This is a genomic window from Pseudomonas sp. J452 (assembly GCF_024666525.1).
Classification (GTDB): Bacteria; Pseudomonadota; Gammaproteobacteria; order Pseudomonadales; family Pseudomonadaceae; genus Aquipseudomonas.
Genome location: NZ_CP088294.1, coordinates 1,384,862 through 1,403,517, shown reverse-complemented (window position 1 = coordinate 1,403,517; position 18,656 = coordinate 1,384,862). Strand labels below are relative to the sequence as shown.

At 63.0% G+C, this 18,656-nt stretch carries 18 protein-coding genes; 10 read left to right on the top strand and 8 right to left on the bottom strand.

All coding sequences use genetic code 11. The features are described from left to right. The first annotated feature begins 223 nt into the window (after positions 1–223). Positions 224–586, top strand: coding sequence for a cupin domain-containing protein (locus LRS11_RS06290; RefSeq protein ID WP_260496872.1), 363 nt, complete (start codon positions 224–226; stop codon positions 584–586). Between the two features lie 355 nt (positions 587–941). Here LRS11_RS06290 and rpmG read toward each other — a convergent pair whose 3' ends face one another. Next, positions 942–1,097: a 50S ribosomal protein L33 gene (gene rpmG, locus LRS11_RS06285; RefSeq protein ID WP_173211103.1), complete on the bottom strand. Its 156-nt coding sequence runs from the start codon at positions 1,095–1,097 to the stop codon at positions 942–944. A 10-nt stretch (positions 1,098–1,107) separates the two neighbouring features. After that, positions 1,108–1,344: a 50S ribosomal protein L28 gene (rpmB, locus tag LRS11_RS06280; protein WP_173211101.1), complete on the bottom strand. Its 237-nt coding sequence runs from the start codon at positions 1,342–1,344 to the stop codon at positions 1,108–1,110. Between the two features lie 346 nt (positions 1,345–1,690). Between rpmB and LRS11_RS06275 the strand changes: the two genes are divergently transcribed. Continuing rightward, on the top strand, positions 1,691–3,265 hold the full coding sequence (locus tag LRS11_RS06275) for an ABC transporter substrate-binding protein (protein WP_260496017.1): 1,575 nt from the start codon (positions 1,691–1,693) through the stop codon (positions 3,263–3,265). A gap of 3 nt (positions 3,266–3,268) precedes the next feature. Here LRS11_RS06275 and radC read toward each other — a convergent pair whose 3' ends face one another. Next, the gene (gene radC / locus LRS11_RS06270; RefSeq protein WP_173211097.1) at positions 3,269–3,943 is read right to left on the bottom strand and encodes a RadC family protein; all 675 of its coding nucleotides are present in this window, start codon (positions 3,941–3,943) and stop codon (positions 3,269–3,271) included. Positions 3,944–4,080: 137 nt separating this feature from the next. On the opposite strand from radC, the gene coaBC reads away from it, so the two are divergent. The 4 genes from coaBC to argB all read left to right on the top strand — a co-directional run bounded on the left by coaBC (position 4,081) and on the right by argB (position 9,331). Further along, a complete protein-coding gene (gene coaBC / locus LRS11_RS06265) occupies positions 4,081–5,289 on the top strand; it encodes a bifunctional phosphopantothenoylcysteine decarboxylase/phosphopantothenate--cysteine ligase CoaBC (protein ID WP_260496016.1) in 1,209 nt (402 codons plus the stop codon). A 29-nt stretch (positions 5,290–5,318) separates the two neighbouring features. Then, positions 5,319–5,774 (top strand): dUTP diphosphatase, encoded by a 456-nt coding sequence (dut, locus tag LRS11_RS06260; protein WP_182832457.1) that lies wholly within the window; start codon positions 5,319–5,321, stop codon positions 5,772–5,774. Positions 5,775–7,001: 1,227 nt separating this feature from the next. Next, on the top strand, positions 7,002–8,399 hold the full coding sequence (gene algC / locus LRS11_RS06255; RefSeq protein ID WP_409519805.1) for a phosphomannomutase/phosphoglucomutase: 1,398 nt from the start codon (positions 7,002–7,004) through the stop codon (positions 8,397–8,399). Positions 8,400–8,422: 23 nt separating this feature from the next. Next, the gene (gene argB / locus LRS11_RS06250) at positions 8,423–9,331 is read left to right on the top strand and encodes an acetylglutamate kinase (RefSeq protein ID WP_260496015.1); all 909 of its coding nucleotides are present in this window, start codon (positions 8,423–8,425) and stop codon (positions 9,329–9,331) included. Between the two features lie 182 nt (positions 9,332–9,513). On the opposite strand, the gene LRS11_RS06245 is transcribed toward argB, so the two are convergent. Continuing rightward, positions 9,514–10,098 carry a DUF4124 domain-containing protein gene (locus tag LRS11_RS06245; RefSeq protein ID WP_260496014.1) on the bottom strand — a complete coding sequence of 195 codons (585 nt, stop codon included), beginning with the start codon at positions 10,096–10,098 and terminating at the stop codon, positions 9,514–9,516. A gap of 29 nt (positions 10,099–10,127) precedes the next feature. After that, the gene (gene pyrE / locus LRS11_RS06240) at positions 10,128–10,769 is read right to left on the bottom strand and encodes an orotate phosphoribosyltransferase (protein WP_260496013.1); all 642 of its coding nucleotides are present in this window, start codon (positions 10,767–10,769) and stop codon (positions 10,128–10,130) included. Between the two features lie 1,138 nt (positions 10,770–11,907). Between pyrE and ltrA the strand changes: the two genes are divergently transcribed. Next, positions 11,908–13,644, top strand: coding sequence for a group II intron reverse transcriptase/maturase (ltrA, locus tag LRS11_RS06235; RefSeq protein ID WP_260496012.1), 1,737 nt, complete (start codon positions 11,908–11,910; stop codon positions 13,642–13,644). Positions 13,645–13,789: 145 nt separating this feature from the next. After that, the gene (locus tag LRS11_RS06230; RefSeq protein WP_260496011.1) at positions 13,790–14,569 is read left to right on the top strand and encodes an exodeoxyribonuclease III; all 780 of its coding nucleotides are present in this window, start codon (positions 13,790–13,792) and stop codon (positions 14,567–14,569) included. Between the two features lie 217 nt (positions 14,570–14,786). Here LRS11_RS06230 and LRS11_RS06225 read toward each other — a convergent pair whose 3' ends face one another. From LRS11_RS06225 to rph, 3 genes are all read right to left on the bottom strand, one after another. Further along, entirely contained in the window at positions 14,787–15,734 is a 948-nt protein-coding gene (locus LRS11_RS06225) for a DUF808 domain-containing protein (protein WP_260496010.1), read from the bottom strand. Positions 15,735–15,806: 72 nt separating this feature from the next. Continuing rightward, entirely contained in the window at positions 15,807–16,172 is a 366-nt protein-coding gene (locus tag LRS11_RS06220; RefSeq protein WP_260496009.1) for a DUF4870 domain-containing protein, read from the bottom strand. 26 nt (positions 16,173–16,198) lie between these two features. Further along, the gene (gene rph, locus LRS11_RS06215) at positions 16,199–16,918 is read right to left on the bottom strand and encodes a ribonuclease PH (RefSeq protein WP_173211077.1); all 720 of its coding nucleotides are present in this window, start codon (positions 16,916–16,918) and stop codon (positions 16,199–16,201) included. A 136-nt stretch (positions 16,919–17,054) separates the two neighbouring features. On the opposite strand from rph, the gene LRS11_RS06210 reads away from it, so the two are divergent. Beyond that, a complete protein-coding gene (locus LRS11_RS06210) occupies positions 17,055–17,918 on the top strand; it encodes a YicC/YloC family endoribonuclease (protein ID WP_260496008.1) in 864 nt (287 codons plus the stop codon). A gap of 40 nt (positions 17,919–17,958) precedes the next feature. Continuing rightward, positions 17,959–18,579 (top strand): guanylate kinase, encoded by a 621-nt coding sequence (gmk, locus tag LRS11_RS06205; protein WP_260496007.1) that lies wholly within the window; start codon positions 17,959–17,961, stop codon positions 18,577–18,579. Positions 18,580–18,656 lie beyond the last annotated feature (77 nt).

Sequence of the window (18,656 nt, the reverse complement as noted above, 5' to 3'; positions counted from 1 at the left end):
GGGGTGCATCCTCGGTGGAAGCGTGTCGCAAATCGACAACACGCACTGTCAATTATTCTGCCAGGCCGATTGCCGGCCTTCGTGCCCGTAACACTAAACCAGAGCCCTGTACCTTTTCAATATTTTTGACAGAAAGGCGCCAGGCGCCTTGCAATGTTCGTTTTATCAAACATAGACTGCGATCAATCGCTCATTCCACAACCCACAACACATGGACACGCCCGTGAACACCGAGCAGATCATCGACTTCGCCAGCGCCACCACCGCGCCCGAGCACTACCGCCCCGCCGCCGAGAAGATTCTCAAGGGCGATCCCGAGCAAAGCGTGCGCAACCATTACAGCAGCCCCTGCAGCCAGTTCCACGCCGGCATCTGGGAAGGCGCGGTCGGCCACTGGACGGTCAACTACAGCGAACACGAATACTGCGAGATCCTCCAGGGCGTCTCGGTGCTGCGCGACCAGCACGGCACCGCCAAGACCGTACGCGCCGGCGACCGTTTCGTCATCCCGGCCGGCTTCTCCGGCACCTGGGAAGTGCTGGAGCCGTGCCGCAAGGTCTATGTGATGTTCGAGCAAAAGGCCTGAGAACCTGCTTAGGATCTCTTGATCGTCGGCCATGCTGCGTTGCAGCGCAGTAACAGCCGCAGGCTGGTCAATCGGGCTCGGAAAGCCGCCTGCGGCTAACGCGCTTTAGCGCGGCCCGAAGGGCGAGTGAAACGAGTACTGCTCATTTACACTTCGTAAACTCCGCGTCCTCGCCCAATTCCGCCTTGCCTGGCTCTAGCTCAAAAGATCCAAAACAGGTTCTGAAGCCAGCCCCACCGTTTTACCCTGTGCAACTTGCGCCCGCGTCCCGCGGGCTTTTTTTCGCCTGGGCTTTTCTCCGGGCAAAAAAAAACCCGCCGATTAAGGCGGGTTCTTTTCGCGGGAGCCGGATCAATTACTTGATCTTGGCTTCCTTGTACATCACGTGCTTACGGATGGTCGGATCGAATTTTTTCATTTCGATCTTATCCGGGGTGGTGCGCTTGTTCTTGTCTGTGGTGTAGAAGTGGCCGGTACCGGCGCTGGACACCAAACGGATCAGTTCACGCATGACTTGCTCCTTAAACCTTTTCGCCGCGAGCGCGCAGCTCGGACAGAATTACGTCAATGCCGCGCTTGTCGATGATACGCATGCCTTTGGCAGAAACGCGCAGACGCACGAAACGCTTCTCGGACTCGACCCAGAAGCGGTGATGCTGCAGGTTCGGCAGGAAACGACGACGGGTTTTGTTGTTTGCGTGGGAAACCTTGTTCCCGGTTACTGGACCCTTACCAGTAACTTGACAGACTCTCGACATGCCTCAGCCCTCTAAAACCACATGCCCAACCCGGCATGGGTTGGCCGCTTGAACTTAATAGTCATTTGGCGCTCAGCGCCACGTTTCTCGGGGGGTCTTACCGCGCTTGTCTGCTTGCGCAGGAGGCGGGCCCCTAGAAAAGAGCGCTGCTTTATACCAGAACACCCTAGCAGTCGCAAGGCGAACTGTACCTTGTTAACTGCGCCGCAAAGGCGCAAACCCTCTACTTTGCCGGGTTGCGACGACGCAGGCCGGGCGACCACTCGTCGCAACCTGCTGATTGTCCCGCCCCGCGCCTTGGTCTAGGGTTAGACCCTTGCCGCCTGTCGCCACTCTGGAGATACCCATGCGCCTTGCCGCCCTGCCCCTGCTGTTCGCCCCACTGCTGAGCCAGGCCGCCATGCTCAGCGTGTGCACCGAGGCCAGCCCGGATGGTTTCGACGTGGTGCAGTACAACGCACTGACCACCACCAACGCCTCGGCCGACGTACTGATGAACCGCCTGGTCGAGTTCGACGCCACCAGCGGCCAGCTGCAGCCGAGCCTGGCGCAAAGCTGGTCGGTATCGGACGACGGCCTGGTATGGGACTTCCAGCTGCGCCCCGGGGTGAAATTCCAACGCACCGAGTGGTTCAGCCCGAGCCGCGAGCTGAACGCCGATGACGTGCTGTTCAGCTTCCAGCGCATGCTCGACCCCGCCCACCCCTGGCACAAGAGCGCGCCCGGCGGCTATCCGCATGCCCAGTCGATGCAGCTGCCGGCGCTGATCAAGCGCATCGAGCCCGTGGGCGCACAACAGGTGCGCTTCACCCTCAATCGCCCGGACGCCACCTTCCTCGCCACCCTGAGCATGGGCTTCGCCTCGATCTACTCGGCCGAATACGCCGCGCAACTGCTGCAGGCCGGCACGCCGGAGAAGCTCAACAGCGCCCCGGTGGGCACCGGCCCGTTCATCCTCAAGCGTTTCCAGAAGGATGCGGCCATCCGCTACACGGCCAACCCCGACTACTTCGCCGGCAAGCCCGCGGTGGACGGCCTGATCTTCGCCATCACCCCGGATGCCAACGTGCGCCTGCAGAAGCTGCGCCGCAACGAATGCCAGATCGCCCTGTCGCCCAAACCGCTGGATGTGCAGGCGGCGCGTCAGGCCCCGAGCCTGCGGATCAGCGAGACGCCGGCCTTCATGACTGCCTTCGTCGCCCTCAACAGCCAGCACCCGCCGCTGGACAAGCCCCAGGTGCGCCAGGCGATCAACCTGGCCTTCGACAGGGCCAGCTACCTGCAGGCGGTGTTCGAGGGCAGCGCCACAGCCGCCAGCGGCCCCTACCCACCGACCACCTGGAGCTACGCCAAGGACCTGCCCGGCTACGCCCACGACCCGGCCAAAGCCAAGGCGCTGCTGGCCGAGGCCGGGCTGGCCAACGGTTTCAGTACGACGATCTGGACCCGCCCATCGGGCAGCCTGCTCAACCCCAATCCGGCCCTCGGCGCGCAGCTGCTACAGGCCGACCTGGCCAAGGTCGGCATCCGCGCCGAGATCCGCGTGATCGAATGGGGCGAGCTGATCAAGCGCGCCAAGGCCGGCGAGCATGACCTGCTGTTCATGGGCTGGGCCGGCGACAATGGCGACCCGGACAACTTCCTCACCCCGCAGTTTTCCTGCGCCTCGCTGCAGTCCGGACTGAATTTCGCGCGTTTCTGCGACCCGCAACTGGACAAGCTGATCGCCGACGGCAAGCTCAGCGCCGAGCAAGCAGCGCGCAGCGACCTGTACCAGCAGGCCCAGGCGATTATCCAGCAGCAGGCACTCTGGCTGCCGCTGGCCCATCCGACTGCCTTCGCCCTGTTGCGCAGCACTGTGCAGGGCTATCAGGTCAATCCGTTCGGCCGCCAGGATTTTGCCAAGGTGCAGCTCAAGTAAGGCCTAGACCCAGCCGAATTCGGCCATGGACAGCGGTTCGCCGTCGCCGACGATGAAGTGGTCGAGCACGCGCACTTCGATCAGTGCCAGCGCCTCCTTGAGGCGCTCGGTCAGCACGCGATCGGCCTGGCTGGGCTCGGCAACCCCCGACGGGTGGTTGTGCACCAGGATCGCCGCCGCCGCGTTGTGCGCCAGGGCGCGCTTGACCACTTGCCGCGGGTAGACGCTGGCGCCATCGATGCTGCCGTGAAACAGCGCCTCGAACTCGATGACCCGGTGCTTGGCATCGAGGAACAGGCAACCGAACACTTCATGGGGCTCATGACGCAGGCGCGCCTTGAGGTAGTCGCGCACCGCCTGCGGGCTTTCCAGGGCGGAATCGCGCTTGAGCCGCTCGGCCAGATGGCGGCGGCCCATCTCCAGCACCGCCTGCAACTGGGCGAACTTGGCCGGGCCCAGGCCCAGACGCTGGCTGAAGGACGGCAGGTCGGCCTCGAGCAGCGCGCGCAGGCTGCCGAAATCCCCCAGCAGGTGGCGCGCCAGGTCTACCGCACTCTGCCCAGCCACCCCGGTACGCAGGAAGATCGCCAGCAACTCGGCGTCACTCAGGGCGCCCGCACCCATCTCCAGCAGCTTCTCCCGCGGGCGCTCCGCCGCGGGCCAATCGCGAATACTCATGACATCTCCCTGTCAGGCGGCCCGCTGTTCCGGCGCGGGCCCTGTGCTATCTTAGCCCGGCTTTTTGGCGCGGTGACTGGCCTGGGGAGGCGTCTCTCATCGCGTTGCTATCCACACCACATTATTAAGGCAGGCCTATGCAGCGGCTGTATCGGAAACGCATCGTCCTGGGCGTCGGTGGCGGCATTGCCGCCTACAAGAGTGCCGAACTGGTTCGCCGCCTGCGCGACCAAGGCGCCGAAGTGCGCGTGGTGATGACCCGCGGCGGCCGCGAGTTCATTACCCCGCTGACCCTGCAGGCCCTGTCCGGCCATCCGGTGCATCTCGATCTGCTCGACCCGGAAGCCGAGGCGGCCATGGGCCATATCGAGCTGGCCAAGTGGGCCGACCTGGTGCTGATCGCCCCAGCCACCGCCGACCTGATGGCCCGTCTGGCCCAGGGCGTGGCCGACGACCTGCTGACCACCCTGGTATTGGCCACCGACGCCACTGTGGCCCTGGCCCCGGCGATGAACCAGGCCATGTGGCGCGATCCGGCCACCCAGGCCAATGCGCAACTGCTGGAAAGCCGCGGCCTGCGTCTGTTCGGCCCGGCAGCCGGCAGCCAGGCCTGCGGCGATGTCGGCCCCGGCCGCATGCTCGAAGCGGAAGAGTTGGCGCAGCGCGCCGCCGACTGCTTCCAGCGCCAAAGCCTGAGCGGCAAACACGTACTGATCACCGCCGGACCGACCCAGGAAAACATCGATCCGGTGCGTTACATCACCAACCACAGCTCCGGCAAGATGGGCTTCGCCCTGGCCGAGGCCGCGGTGGAGGCCGGCGCCAAGGTGACCCTGATCACCGGCCCGGTGCACCTACCCACCCCGGACCGGGTCACCCGCATCAACGTGGTCAGCGCCCGCGACATGCTCGCCGCCTGCGAAGCCGCCATGCCCTGCGACCTGCTGATCGCCTCGGCCGCCGTCGCCGACTACCGCCCGGAAGTGGTCGCCCAGCACAAACTGAAGAAGGACCCCACCACCGGTGATGGCCTGCTCCTGCAACTGGTGCGCAACCCGGATGTCCTCGCCACCCTCACCGGCCGTGCCGATCGCCCGTTCAGCGTGGGCTTTGCCGCCGAAACCGAGAACCTGCTCGGCTACGCGGCGCGCAAGCTGAAGGACAAGAACCTCGACCTGATCGTCGCCAATGACGTGGCCAACCCCACGATCGGCTTCAACAGCGAGGAAAACGCCATCACCATCATCGACCGCGAGTTGCAGGCCAGCAGTTTTGCCCAGACCAGCAAAGGCAAGATCGCCCGTCAGCTGGTAGCCTTCATTGCCGAGCGCCTCAACCGCGCCTGACCCACTTCCGACCGTTCACAGGGCCTGACATGCACGCTTTGCAAGCCAAGATTCTCGACCCGCGCCTGGGCAGTGACTTCCCCCTGCCGCAATACGCCACCCCCGGCTCGGCGGGCCTCGACCTGCGCGCCATGCTCAAGCAGGACACGGTGCTGGAGCCCGGCCAGACCCTGCTGATCCCCACCGGCCTGTCGATCTACATCGGCGATCCGGGCCTGGCCGCGTTGATCCTGCCGCGCTCGGGCCTCGGCCATAAGCACGGCATCGTGCTCGGCAACCTGGTCGGCCTGATCGACTCCGACTACCAGGGCGAACTGATGGTGTCTTGCTGGAACCGCGGGCAGACGCCCTTCACCATCGCCGTTGGCGAGCGAATTGCACAGCTGATGCTGGTTCCCGTGGTGCAGGCGCACTTTGAACTGGTCGAACAGTTCGATGAAAGCCAGCGCGGCGCCGGTGGTTTTGGCCATTCCGGCAGCCACTGAGCCTATTAATTCCAGGATGAATTGCCCAGGAGACGTTTGGTGAAACTCTTCAAGCGCACCGCCAAGGACAACGACAGCACCGTTCCGGTCAGCGTCGAGGTTATCGCCACTGCCGCCCCGCGTGGCAATGAGCACAAGGCCCTGCTGCCAGGTGCGCTTGCCGCCCTGACGGGATTGCTGATCGGCAGCCTGCTGCTGTGGTTCAGCCTGGCTAGCCGTGATCAGCTGCAACAACAGCAACTGATCGACGCCTGGGGCAACAACCAGGCCAGCGCCGTGCAGCAGGCGCTGCAACAACTGCAAGCCGATACCCAGGCTGCCGCCGCCAACCCGGCCCTGCTGGTCGCCCTGCAAAGTGCCGACAAAAGCATCATTAGCGCTGCCGAACGCAGCCAGCAGCACTGGCAGGGTGTGGTCGACGTGCACCTGAACGCCACGGGCCGCGCCGCCCTGGATGTCGGTCGCAGCGGGCCGATGAACTTCGCCGCCCTCGACCTGCTGCGCCGCCTGGAAAGTGGCCAGGCCCCTGCGCCGGAGGCCTACAAGGTCGGCGAACGCTGGCTGGTCTACAGCGCGGCGGCACTGGCTGGCAGCGATGGCAGCCGATCGCCGGGCACCCTGCTGCTGGTGGTCGACCTCGAGCGCCTGCTCAACACCCTGCCAGCAGTGCCCGCCGGGATTGGCCAGGTGCAACTCAGCCAGCAATTCGGCAGCACTGCCGAGCAGCTCCTCAGCGAGCGCGGCGAGCCTGGGGCAGGTGTCGCCAAGCTGTTCGATACCGGCAACCCGAACTGGAAGCTCAGCTTCACGCCTGGGCCGAACCTGCAGGCACCCGCGCTGTCGCCCATGCTGCTCGGCCTCGCCCTGCTGCTGGCGGCGGGCGGCGCCCTGCTCGGTCTGTTCCTGGTGCAGAACCAGCTGCATGGCCGTCTGCGCAATGACGTACGCCAGCTGGGCCAGATGATCCAGGAACTCTCCAGCGGCAAGTCGGTCAAGGCCTTCAGCCTCAGCCTGCAGGCACTCGACAGCCTGGCCCAGACCCTGGCGCGCATGCCGCGCCGCAAGCAGGAAAGCGCCTCTGCGGAGGCCGGCGGTGCCAGCACCGCCAAAGCAGAGACAGCAAGCAAGCCAGCAGCTCTGGCCGACCCGTTGTTTCAAGACACCGATATTCTCGATATCGACATTCTCGACGAAGACCAGGATCTCCTGGGATTGGAGCAAACACCTGTGGCAAGCGCCCGACAAACCCCACCGAAACTGCCCGCCAGCATCTTCCGCGCCTACGACATCCGTGGCGTGGTCGGCGACACCCTGACCAGCGAAGCCGCCTACTGGATCGGCCGCGCCATCGGTTCGGAAAGCCTGGCCAAGGGCGAGCCCTGCGTCGCCGTGGGCCGTGACGGCCGCCTGTCCGGCCCACAGCTGGTGCAACAGCTGATCCAGGGTCTGCTCGACTGCGGCTGCCAGGTCACCGATATCGGCATGGTGCCGACGCCGGTGCTGTATTTCGCCACCAACGTGCTGGAAGGCAAGTCCGGGGTCATGCTCACCGGCAGCCACAACCCGCCGGACTACAACGGCTTCAAGATCGTCATCGCCGGCGACACCCAGGCCAACGAACAGATCCAGGCGCTGAAAACCCGTATCGACAACAACGATCTGGCCAGCGGCGTCGGCAGCATCGAGCAGCTCGATATCCTCGACCGCTATTTCAAGCAGATCCGCGACGATATCGCCCTGGCCAAGCCGATGAAGGTGGTGGTCGACTGCGGTAACGGCGTGGCCGGGGTCATCGCCCCGCAGCTGATCGAAGCGCTGGGCTGCACCGTGATCCCGCTGTTCTGTGAGGTCGACGGCAACTTCCCCAACCACCACCCGGATCCGGGCAAACCGGAAAACCTGGTCGACCTGATCGCCCGGGTAAAAGCCGAAGGCGCCGACCTGGGCCTGGCCTTCGACGGCGACGGCGACCGCGTCGGCGTGGTGACCAATGCCGGCAACATGGTCTTCCCCGACCGCCTGATGATGCTGTTCTCCAAGGACGTGGTATCGCGCAATCCCGGCGCCGACATCATCTATGACGTCAAATGCACCCGCCGCCTGGGCGCGCTGATCAGCGGCTACGGCGGCCGTCCGGTGATGTGGAAGACCGGCCACTCGCTGATCAAGAAGAAGATGAAGGAAACCGGCGCCCTGCTGGCCGGCGAGATGAGCGGGCACATCTTCTTCAAGGAGCGCTGGTTCGGCTTCGACGACGGCATCTACAGTGCCGCGCGCCTGCTGGAAATCCTCAGCCAGGAAAAACGCAACTCGGAACAGGTGTTCGCGGCCTTCCCGGCGGATATCTCCACCCCGGAGATCAACATCACCGTCACCGATGAGAACAAGTTCCGCCTGATCGATCGCCTGCAGCGCGATGGCGTGTGGGGCGATGCCAACCTGACCACCCTGGACGGCGTACGCGTCGACTACCAGAAGGGCTGGGGCCTGGTACGCGCCTCCAACACCACGCCGGTGCTGGTCTTGCGCTTCGAAGCGGAAACCCAGGAAGAACTGGAACGGATCAAGGAAGTGTTCCGCGCCCAGCTCTACACCGTCGCCCCTGAACTCAACCTGCCCTTCTGATCTGCCCCGGAGCCCCGTCTGCAATGACCCTCGAACGTGATGCCGCCACCAACGTCGCCAAGGTCCTGTCCGAAGCGCTGCCCTATATCCGTCGCTTCGTCGGCAAGACGCTGGTGATCAAGTACGGCGGCAACGCCATGGAAAGCGAAGAACTCAAGGAAGGCTTCGCCCGCGACATCGTGCTGATGAAGGCGGTGGGCATCAATCCGGTGGTGGTGCATGGCGGCGGCCCGCAGATCGGCGACCTGCTCAAGCGCCTGTCGATCGAGAGCCACTTCATCGACGGCATGCGCGTCACCGACACCGCCACCATGGACGTGGTGGAAATGGTCCTCGGCGGCCAGGTCAACAAGAGCATCGTCAACCTGATCAATCAGCATGGCGGCAGCGCCATCGGCCTGACCGGCAAGGACGCCGAACTGATCCGCGCCAAGAAGCTGCAGGTCACCCGCAAAACGCCGGAAATGACCCAGCCGGAGATCATCGACATCGGCCATGTCGGCGAAGTGGTCGGGGTCAACACCGACCTGCTCAACATGCTGGTGAAAGGCGACTTCATCCCGGTGATCGCGCCGATTGGCGTCGGCGCCGAAGGCGAGTCGTACAACATCAACGCCGACCTGGTCGCCGGCAAGGTGGCCGAAGCGCTGAAGGCCGAGAAGCTGATGCTGCTGACCAACATCGCCGGCCTGCTGGACAAGCAGGGCGAGGTGCTCACCGGGCTGACCACCGAACAGGTGGACAGCCTGATCGCCGACGGCACCATCTACGGCGGCATGTTGCCGAAGATCCGCTGCGCCCTGGAAGCCGTGCAAGGCGGCGTGACCAGCGCGCACATCATCGATGGCCGGGTGCCTAACGCGGTACTGCTGGAAATCTTCACCGACAGCGGTGTCGGCACCCTGATCAGCAACCGTAAGCACCACCGTTAAGAGGCTGTTTACGATCTTCTGGATTAGAGCCAGACAAGGCAAAAGTGGCCGAAAAAGCGCAATTTACGAGTTGTAAATGAGCATTTTGAGGCCACTTTTAACGCCGGATGGCCGACAGCCAGGAGACCGTAAACAGGCTCTGAGGCTGTAGCGCGGCCGGCACCTGCCGGCCGCCTATCACCTCAGCGCCCACGCAACTCCAGCAGGCGCGCGCGGTCGGCGGCAAACGCCGCCTCTTCGCTGAGCCGGGTTTCCCGGTAGCGACTGATGTCCTTCTCCACGCCGGCCTGCTCAATCTTCAGGTTCTCGATCTGCACCAGCAGATGCTCGGGAACCTGACGACCCGCCCGTTCGAATTCGGCTGCCTTGGCCTGCAGGCTGCCCTGCTGGGTGCGCAGGGACTGCAAGTTGCTCTGCGCCACACTGATCGCGCCGTCTAGCTCGGCCAGCTTGCGATCACGGGCGCGATCGACATCGCCGACTTCGGAATAGATGCGCAGCAACTGGGCATCGGAGGACGCCTTGGCCTTCTCCTCCGCCAGACGCTGGCGCTCTTCGGCACTCGGAGCCGGCGGCACGACCTTGACCACCCGCCCCTGCTCGTTGAGCACCTCATAACCCCTGGCCACATGTTCGGGCGGCACGCCGAGGCGATCGATCACGGTCACCCCGCGCTCGTCGACGTAGCGATACATTTCCGTGGCCGCAACCAGCGACGACCAAAGAGCCCAGCACAACGTCCAGCACAGCACCGCGGGTTTGAGCATGACAGACCCTTGTTGTAGTTGTTTTGAGGCTAAATTCCGTATTGCGCGCGATAAGCCTCTACGGCGGGCAGGTGCTTCTTCAGTTCAGCATCCCCCGCCAGATAGTCGAGTACCTGCTCCAGCGAGACAATGCTGACCACCGGCATGCCGTAGTCGCGCTCGACTTCCTGGATGGCCGACAGCTCGCCCTGACCACGTTCCTGGCGGTTCAGCGCAATCAGCACGCCAGCGGCCTGAGCGCCCTGGGCCTGGATAATCTGCATCACTTCGCGGATCGCCGTACCGGCCGTGATCACATCGTCGACAATCATTACCCGCCCAGTCAGCGGTGCGCCGACCAGGGTTCCGCCTTCGCCATGGTCCTTGGCCTCCTTGCGGTTGAAGCACCAGGGCAGATCGCGCTCATGCTGCTCGGCCAGGGCCACTGCAGTCGCGGCCGCCAGCGGAATGCCCTTGTAGGCCGGGCCGAACAGCACATCGAAGTCGATGCCGCTATCGACCAGCGCCGAGGCATAGAAGCGCCCCAGCTTGGCCAGGGCCAGACCGCTGCTGAACAGGCCGGCATTGAAGAAATAGGGGCTGGTGCGCCCGGATTTGAGGGTGAACTCACCGAAGCGCAGCACGCCGCGTTCGATGGCAAAACGGATGAATTCGCGCTGGTACGCCTGCATGAAAAGCCCCGGACGACACGGTTATAGCTATGAATTTGGCTAATTAGGAATGAGCTCAGGTATCATACACGCAGGTGGTGCGACACGCATGGTCGTGTCGTGCTTGGTTGGGGAGCTTCCCCATGACACCAAGCCCTTTGCTATCAAGGGGTTGAAGTCAGAAGAAGCACTAGAGCCTGGCTTTGTTAAGCCTAAAAAGACCCGCTCGCGGGGGTGCGAAATCCCTGCCAGTCAGGGAAAGTGCGTCTCAAATTCGGCCTTAAATGGCTAAAATTTGATCTAAAACGCCAAACAAAGAGCAATCCTATCCTCCGGGATTGTTACTAAGCATCTCAAGAACCCCAAGGGTGAATTACGCCCTCAGGGGTGCAATTCATCTCCTGGGCGACTTGGCTGCTTTGGCCCTCGCCACCGTCGAGAGACGCTGGAGGTGTCTTGTCCAAGCACGGAGCGCAAGCTCCGAATCGCATTGCTCAACTCTGCTTACTCAGGGAGTACCGAGCCTGGCGTATACCCGCCAGTTCACTAGATCGGCATGCGTCGGGGGCCAACCCCGGGGTGTGAAGCCCGATCCACAATGCCCTGTCTCGCAAGAGAAACGTAATCCGGTAACGGAGAGCGTGGTGTATCCGAATTGCACGGATGCACGGGGGCTAGTGACCCAACCCGCATGGCTAACGCATGTGAATCGTCGACGGAACCCTCGTAAGTATGGACGGGCCTACGGCAATTATTGGCCCCAGCCAAAAGGCAATGCAGCTGGTCGTCGTAGTCACGTGTTACGACGCGGTATCACCCTAGTTGCCGGGGGAAAGACGGAGCCTAAACGGGGAATTGATGCGACTCGGGGAACGTGGCAATCCCGACCACTCGCCCTGCCAGCAACATTGGCAAGGCAGGCAAACCGCAAGGGGCGCTGATGGGTGTGGGGAATAGGAGGATGCAAAAAGCGAAGGGCTGCCTGTAATGGGCTGCATACCGGTTGAAACATCACCGGCAGGGGCAACCCTGGCTGACGTGCATCTGGTTTACGAGCGCAAAAAGAGCCGCTGATTCCAGCGTAATAACGACCCTAGGGGTGGATTCTGCCCCTAGGGGAGAGTCCGTCCTGACGGTTGGTTTACCTCAGGAGGACTGTATGAAAACGCAACCAGCAACACCGGTTACGTCTGCGTCCTGCGATGGAGCAATGAACTGGCACGATCTCGATTGGGCCAAGGTTCAGACCTCTGTTCGGAAAACGCAGCTAAAGATTGCGCAGGCAACACGGGAAGGTAACTGGCGCAGGGTTAAACGCCTGCAACGGATGCTGACCCACTCGTTTCACGGCCGCTGTTTGGCTGTGAGACGAGTCACGGAGAACCGGGGTCGCAAGACACCGGGCGTCGATGGAGAAACCTGGGGATCGCCCCAAGCCAAGCTCCGAGCCGTGATGCGTCTGTCGAAAAAACGAGGCTACAGGCCGCAGCCGCTTCGGCGGGTGTGGATTCCCAAGCCTGGTAAGCAGGAAAAGCGCCCTTTGGGCATCCCGACGATGTTGGATCGGGCCATGCAAGCGCTTTACCTGCAAGCACTGGAACCTGTCATCGAGAGCACCAGCGATCCGAAAAGTTATGGCTTCCGCCCTGACCGCTCGACCGCCGATGCGATGGTTGAACTCTTCCACCTGCTGGCACCACAAACGGCGCCGGTATGGATCCTGGAGGGAGACATCAAAGCGTTCTTCGACAATATCAACCATGACTGGCTGTGCCGAAATGTCCCGATGGACAGAGCGGTACTGCGCAAATGGTTGAAGGCCGGGGTCATTGACCGGCGACAAATCATGGCTACGGAGGCCGGAACGCCGCAGGGAGGGATCATCTCCCCCTGCCTGGCCAACGCCACTCTGAATAGCCTGGAGACTCAGCTGAAAGGCCACCTGGCCCAACTGCTGGGAACCAAAAAGGCCAAGAAAACCAAGGTTCAGGTGGTGCGCTATGCGGATGATTTCGTGATCCTGGCGGACTCGAAAGAGCTGCTGGAAAGCGAGATCAAGCCTTGGGTGGAGCAATTCCTGTCGGTACGAGGGGTTGCGCTGTCCCAGGAGAAAACGCAGATCGTATGCATCACCGAAGGCTTCGATTTTCTCGGGTGGAACTTCAGGAAGTACGTGCCGAAATCGCCGTATAGGAAGGCTAAGCTGTTGATCAAACCCTCGAAGAAAAACGCCTCGGCGTTTTATCGGAAGGTGCGGGAGATCATCAAAAACAGCGGGGCCATGACGCAGGAAGCGTTAATCGGCCAACTAAACCCGGTACTGAAGGGGTGGGCGCAATACCACTCCCCGGTCGTGGCGAAAGAAACCTTCAGCAAGCTGGATAGCCTCATTTTTTGGCGAATCTGGAGGTGGGCGAAGCGTAGGCATCCGAAGAAGCAGGCTGACTGGATCAGGAATAAATACTTCCAATCCATAGGCGGGCGAAATTGGGTGTTTGCGCATCCCTACAAGAATGGCAAGGGAGAAAGGCAACTTCGTCGGCTGTATAGCCTGGCGGAGACCGCAATCGTGCGTCACAAGCGTCTGCCGGGTGATTATCAGCCCTATGACGTGGAGCACGAGCTGAAATGGGAAGCACTGAGGGTTCAACGGATGCAGCACAAGCTGCGCTATCGGGGACAGATTCTCAGCCTCTTCCGCAGACAGCGGGGCCTTTGTGCCCTGTGCGGGCAAGCGGTGAGCAAGGAAACTGGCTGGCACGACCACCACGTCATCAGGCGGGTGGACGGCGGGCCAGACACCTTGTGCAACCGTGTGCTGCTTCATCCCAACTGTCATGCTCTGGCTCACAGCCAGAAACTCAAGGTGGCTCTGCGATATAGCGGTCTGGAATGATAAGATTGCTATCCAATGTTGCCGGCCAGCTATGTAGCTGGCTTTTGTAAGCTTGAGCCGTATGCGGGGAAACTCGCACGTACGGTTCTGAGGGGGCCCTGGATCAGTAATGATCCGGGGCTACCCGACTTTTTGGGGGCTATTTATGCGGATCATCAGTGTCAACGTGAATGGCATTCAGGGGGCGGTCGAGCGCGGTTTGCTCAGCTGGCTGCAAGCCCAGAATGCCGACGTGATCTGCCTGCAGGATACCCGCGCCTCCTCCGTCGAACTGGACGATCCGGCGTTTCAGCTGGATGGTTACTTCCTCTACGCAGCCGATGGCGAAATACCCGAGCAGGGTGGCGTGGCACTGTATTCGCGCCTGCAACCCAAGGCGGTGATCCACGGCCTCGGCTTCGAGATGGCGGATCGCTACGGGCGCTACCTGCAAGCGGACTTCGACAAGGTCAGCATCGCCACCGTACTGCTGCCTTCCGGCCAGGGCGGCGACGAGAGCCTCAACCAGAAGTTCAAGTTCATCGACGACTTCACCAGCTACCTGGACAAACAACGCCGCAAGCGCCGCGAGTACATCTACTGCGGCTCGCTGTATGTCGCCCACCAGAAACTCGACGTGAAGAACTGGCGCGACTGCCAGCAACTGCCGGGCTTCCTCGCCCCGGAACGGGCCTGGCTGGACGAAGTGATCGGTACCATGGGCTATGTCGATGCGCTGCGCGAAGTCAGCCGCGAAGGCGAGCAGTACAGCTGGTGGCCGGACAGCGAACAGGCCGACATGCTCAACCTTGGCTGGCGCTTCGACTACCAACTGCTGACCCCCGGCATGCGCCGCTCCGTGCGCAATGCCAAGCTGCCGCGTCAGCCGCGCTTCTCCCAGCACGCGCCGCTGATTGTCGATTACGACTGGCTGCTTAGCGTCTAAGAACCCGCCTCGGATCTCTTGATCGTCGGCCATGCTGCGTTGAAACCGGGCTCGGACTGCTCATTTACAACTCGTAAACTCCGCGTCCTCTCCCAATTGATTCGCTGGCGCTCACCCTTCGGGCCAGCCTGCGACTGTTACTCCCGTTGGTCGTTGCGCCTTGCCTGGCTCTAGCTCAAAAGATCATAAACAGGTTCTAAGCAGCCAGCTCCACACCCTAGCCGGTAGCACCGCCGCGCAGTGCACCCCAGGCCTTGCCGGCCACACTGACCAGGCCCAGCACCAGGGCACCGACCAGCACCCCGAACAGCGCGTCGATCAGGGTCGGCGTGAGCACAGCCAAGACCCCGCCGATAGCCGCAATGCCGGCAACCGCCTCGACCCAGTGATGAATCAGCGCATGGGCACCGGGAATGCCATGGGTGAGGATGCCGCCACCGACCATGAACATGGCCGCAGTGCCCACCACCGACAGCAACTTCATCAGCCACGGCGCCAGCCACAGGATGCCGCGACCGCAGGCTTGCAGCGCCGCACTGGCGCGCTGACTGAGGTACAACCCGGCATCGTCCAGCTTGACGATACCGGCGACCAGACCATAGACACCCACGGTCATCAGCAGGGCGATACCGGACAGCACAGTAACCTGCTGCAGGAAGGGCTGACTGGCCACCACGCCGAGGGTGATGGCGATGATTTCCGCCGAGAGGATGAAGTCGGTACGCACCGCGCCCTTGATCTTGTCCTTCTCGAAGGCCTGCATATCCACCGCCGGATCGACCAGGGCCTGTACATGCTCGGCATGATGACTGGCGTCCTCCGCCTGGCTATGCAGGAACTTGTGCGCCAGCTTCTCGAAGCCCTCGAAACACAGGAAGGCGCCGCCAAGCATCAGCAGCGGCGTCACCGCCCAGGGCGCGAAAGCACTGATCAGCAGGGCAGCGGGCACCAGGATCAGCTTGTTGATCAGCGAGCCCTTGGCCACCGCCCAGACCACCGGCAACTCGCGGTCAGCCTTGACCCCGGTGACCTGCTGGGCATTCAGCGCCAGGTCATCGCCGAGCACACCAGCGGTCTTCTTCACCGCCACCTTGGTCATCACCGACACATCGTCCAGCACGCTGGCAATATCATCGAGCAGGGTTAACAGGTTGGCTCCAGCCACGTCAGCTTTCCTTACTTAACAGAGGGGGAATGAAACAACCGGCCCCGAGCGGAGCCGGCACGGCGCGCCAGGCTATTTGACCAGGCGCCAGCACAGCGGATAGCGGTAGAGCTTGCCTTCGTTGGCCTTGATCCCGCCGATGATGGTCAGCACCAGGGCGGCCAGACCGAGTAGCGGCAGCAGCAGGAAACCGATCACCACCACGGCCAGCAGCATGCATACCAGCGCGGCAATGGACACGGTGATATGGAAGTTCAGCGCCTCCTTGCCCTGGTCATCGACGAAGGGATCGAGATCACGCTTGAGCTGCCAGACAATCAGCGGGCCGAGCAGATTGCCAAAGGGAATCAGCAGGCCGATGAAGGCCGCAAAGTGGCAGAACATCGCCCACTGGCGGGCTTCCTGGCTCGGTGCGGGGGAAATATTCTGCTCATCCATGCTTCGTCTCCTGACGGGGGAAGGAATCAGTCGGCCAGTGCCGCCTGCTGCAACTCGAACAGCTCGCGCATGCCCTGCTGGGCCAGGGCGAGCATGGCATTCAGCTCTTCCGGCTGGAAGGGCGCGCCTTCGGCGGTGCCTTGCACTTCGATGAAACCGCCAGCGCTGGTCATCACCACGTTGAGGTCGGTTTCGGCGGCGGAGTCTTCCAGGTAGTCGAGGTCGAGCACCGGCTCACCCTGGTAGATACCCACGGAAACTGCGGCGATCATCTGCTTGAGCGGCTCGCCCTTCAGCGCGCCACGTTTCTTCAGCAGCTTCAACGCATCGACCAGGGCGACCATGGCGCCGGTGATGGACGCGGTGCGGGTACCGCCGTCGGCCTGGATCACATCGCAGTCGATGTAGATGGTGTTCTCGCCCAGCTTGCTCATGTCCAGCGCGGCGCGCAGCGAGCGGCCGATCAGGCGCTGGATTTCCAGGGTACGCCCACCCTGCTTGCCACGGCTGGCTTCGCGCTGATTACGGTCGCCGGTGGCGCGCGGCAGCATGCCGTACTCGGCGGTCAACCAGCCCTGGCCCTGACCCTTGAGGAAGCGCGGCACGCCGGACTCGACGCTGGCGGTGCAGATGACCTTGGTGTCGCCGAACTCGACCAGTACCGAGCCCTCGGCATGCTTGGTGTAGTTGCGGGTGATGCGTACGTTGCGCAACTGGGAAGGGGCACGGCCACTGGGACGTTTCATCTGCTAATACCTGATAAGGAGCGGGGATCTGTCGGCATTATAGGGCGGCCACCGGTCATGCGACACGCCCGATTGGGCCGGCGGTCGCACTGCGTTACAATCCCGCGCCCTTGTTCCCGATCCGAGAGGTATTCCCATGGTGCACAGCATGACCGCCTTCGCCCGCGTCGAAGGGGCCGGCGCCCACGGCACCCTGAGCTGGGAACTGCGTTCGGTCAACCACCGCTACCTGGAACCCCACCTGCGCCTGCCGGATGCCTTCCGCGACCTCGAAGGCGCGGTACGCGAGGCCCTGCGCCAGGGCCTGTCGCGCGGCAAAGTGGAATGCACCTTGCGTTTCGCCGAGGAAAATACCGGTAAAAGCCTGCAGGTCGACAGCCAGCGCGCCCAGCAACTGATCAGCGCCGCCGAGGAAGTAGCCGCCCTGATCCAGCAGCCGGCACCACTCAACCCCTTGGAAGTGCTGGCCTGGCCCGGCGTGCTGGTGGCCGATGCGGCCGACCCGCAAGCGCTGAATGCCGCCGCCCTGGCGCTGTTCAACCAGGCCCTGGCCGAGCTGAAGAACGGCCGCGGCCGTGAAGGCGCCGAGCTGGCCAAACTGCTCAACGAGCGCCTGGACGCCATGAGCGCCGAAGTCGTCGCCCTGCGCGAGCTGGTGCCGCAGATGCTGGCCAACCAGCGGCAGAAGATCGAAACGCGCTTTGCCGAGATGCAGGCCGAGCTGGACCCGCAGCGCCTGGAACAGGAGCTGGTGCTGCTGGCGCAGAAGAGCGACGTGGCCGAAGAGCTGGATCGCCTGGCCACCCACGTCAGCGAAGTGCGCCGCGTGCTCAAGGCCGGCGGCGCCGCCGGTCGGCGCCTGGACTTCCTCATGCAGGAGCTCAACCGCGAGGCCAACACCCTCGGCTCCAAGGCCTTCGACCCGCGCAGCACCGAGGCCGCCGTCAACCTCAAGGTCCTGATCGAGCAGATGCGCGAACAGGTCCAGAACATCGAATAAGTCGCCTAGGCTTGGCATAACCGCTTTTCAGGATGTATCCATGACCATCACCACCGGCACCCTCTACATCATTTCCGCGCCATCCGGCGCCGGCAAGACCAGCCTGGTCAAGGCGCTGATCGACAGCGAGGCGCAGATTCGCGTCTCCGTCTCGCACACCACCCGCGCCATGCGCCCGGGCGAGGTGGATGGGGTCAACTACCACTTCGTCAGCCGCGAGCAGTTCACTGCCATGCTCGAGCACAGCGACTTCCTCGAGCACGCCCAGGTCTTCGACAACCTCTACGGCACCTCGCAGAAGTGGGTCGAACAAACCCTCGCCGACGGCTACGACCTGATCCTCGAGATCGACTGGCAGGGCGCCCAGCAGGTGCGCCGGTTGATGCCGCAGGCCAAGTCCATCTTCATCCTGCCGCCGACCCAGGAAGCCCTGCGCCATCGCCTGACCAACCGCGGCCAGGACAGCGGCGAGATCATCGAGCGGCGCATGCACGAGGCCGTCAGCGAGATGAGCCACTATGTCGAGTACGACTACATCCTGATCAACGACGATTTCGCCCATGCACTGACCGATCTGAAGGCGATCTTCCGCGCCAATCAGCTGCTCCAGCACGCCCAGCAACAGCGTCACGCCGGCCTGCTCAGCGAACTGCTGGTTTAAGCGGCTGTGAAAAATCGCTTGCCTGCTGCGACCGCCGCCGGGCGGCTGCAACTGCGTTGCGCCACGCAAAAACTTCG